The 2,177-nt window shown below is 63.4% G+C and carries 2 protein-coding genes; both read left to right on the top strand.

Annotation, left to right across the window (positions count from 1 at the left end):
• A partial coding sequence (locus tag ABI213_RS22400; protein ID WP_348028720.1) for an ATPase domain-containing protein occupies window positions 1-857 on the top strand: 857 nt, incomplete at its 5' end.
• Window positions 854-2,177, top strand: a 1,324-nt coding sequence (locus ABI213_RS22395; protein ID WP_348028718.1) for a diguanylate cyclase, incomplete at its 3' end; no start/stop codon positions are given. The genes ABI213_RS22400 and ABI213_RS22395, both read left to right, overlap by 4 nt.

The following is a 2,177-nucleotide window of genomic DNA, read 5'->3' as shown; positions in this document are numbered from 1 at the left end:
CCAGCCCCGGCGTGCACACCCTGCGCATCACCGGCGATGGGTTGACCATTTTTCCGTCGGCCGTGGTGCACGACGACAGCAGTGCCACCCCGCAGGCGAACGCACCCACCCGTTCCGACACCCGCATCACCATGGGCGTGCCGTTGCTGGATGCCATGCTGGGCGGTGGTCTGCCCGCAGGCTATTCGCTGCTGGTGGCCGGGCCGTCCGGCTCGGGCAAAACCATTCTGGCCACCGCCTTTTTGCAGGAGGGCGTACGCCTCGGCGAAGCCGGCGTGATCGTGGCTTTTGAGCAAACCCCCAGCCGCTCGCGCACCCCCACCATCGACGACATGGTGCGGGCGGGCTGCCTGGGGCTGATCAACACCCGCCTGATGGACCTGTCGATAGACGAGATCGTGCAGGACATGGTGCAGCGCATCCAGGCGTTACGGGCAACCCGGGTGGTGATCGACTCGCTATCGGGCTTTGAGCTGGCGGTGGCGCCCACTTTTCGGGAAGACTTTCGCGAGTCGCTGTTTCGCATGGTGGCCGTGCTGTCGGGCATGGGTGTCACCGTACTGATGACCTCGGAGCTGGAAGACCGCTACACCGACCTGCGCTTCAGCCCCTACGGCACGGCGTTCTTGACGGATGCCATCATCGTCCAGCGCTATATCGAGTTAGACAGCAGCCTGCAGCGCGTGATGGCGGTGGTCAAGGTGCGTGGCAGCGACCACAGCAACGACATCCGGCGCTACCACATCACCGACGACGGCATTGCCATCGGCGCGCCGGTGCTGCACTATGAGGGACTGCTGGGAGGCCGCCCCCTGCATACCGTGGCGCAAAATACGCTTTTGCGGGGCACCACATGACATCCCAAACACCGTCTCTGGAACAAAACGACACCCTGACTGGCTCATCCGAGGGACAGGCTTTAACCATACTGTCCCATGCGCTGGCCCAGCGCGAAGCTGCTCTCACCACCCGCGAAGCCCTGGTGGAACAGCGCGAAAAAGCCGTGCTGCTGCAAGAAGATGCCGCCCGCGCCAAAGAAGCGCTGGCAGACCACACCGCGACCCAACTGCGCGAGGCCAACGAGCGCTTGGTGGTGGCCACCGTGCAAGCCCAAACCATGACCGAAGCCGCCGAAGGGGCCACAGCCCAGATGTCGTACAAGGCCCAGCACGACATCCTCACCGGCCTGCCCAACCGCGCCTTACTCACCGACCGCTTGGCCCAGTCGATGGCGCTGGCCCAGCGCCATAACCAAAAAGTGGTGCTGGCCTACCTGGACCTAGACAACTTTAAGTACATCAACGACTCCCTGGGCCATTCCGTGGGCGACGCCCTGCTGCAAGCCGTGGCCCAGCGCCTGAGCAACTGCGTGCGCCAGTCGGATACCGTTTGCCGCCAGGGCGGCGATGAGTTTGTGCTGCTGCTGGCCGAGGTGGAAACCACCCAAGATGCCGCCCGCGCCGCTGCCATGCTGATCGAAGCCACGTCCGAACCCTACCGGGTGGGCAAGCACCAGCTCCAGGTGTCGGCCAGCATCGGCCTGAGCATCTACCCCGACGACGGCAGCGACGTGGAAACCTTGCTGCGCCACGCCGACATCGCCATGTACCACGCCAAGAAAAACGGGCGCTGCAACTTTCAGATGTTCTCGCCCGACCTGGAACTGCATGCCATGCCCCCCCCCCGACCACCGTGTAAATTCGCAGCGGCAGCCCCCACCCTGCAACGGGCCGGGGCTCCCGTATCCGCCTGGCAATGGCAGGGCGGAGTGCACCTAAAATTAAGCACAAAATCAGCCTTTAGCGCAGACCGGACCTGCACAAGCAGCTATATTTTTAGGAGTTTTGGAATTTCCCAGATACAGCGACTACACTTCAAGTCGCTGAAGTGCCCGCATGACCCTTCTTCGTACCCGGAGAACCCCATGGCAGCCAAGGCAAAAAGCACCAAGCCCCTCGCGGCAACCACCCCGGCGGTGGTCGATACCCCCCCTTCTACATCCAGTTTCCCGATTGTCGGCATCGGTGCATCTGCCGGTGGCTTGGCGGCATTTGAAGCCTTCTTTTCGGGCATGCCGACCGACACCCAGCCCGGCATGGCCTTTGTGCTGGTGCAGCACCTGGCCCCCGACCACAGCAGCATCCTGACCGCGTTGATGCAGCGCAACACCCGCATGC

Source organism: Rhodoferax sp. (assembly GCF_039922535.1).
Lineage (GTDB): Bacteria > Pseudomonadota > Gammaproteobacteria > Burkholderiales > Burkholderiaceae_C > Rhodoferax_B.
This window is presented reverse-complemented; position numbering and strand designations above follow the sequence as displayed.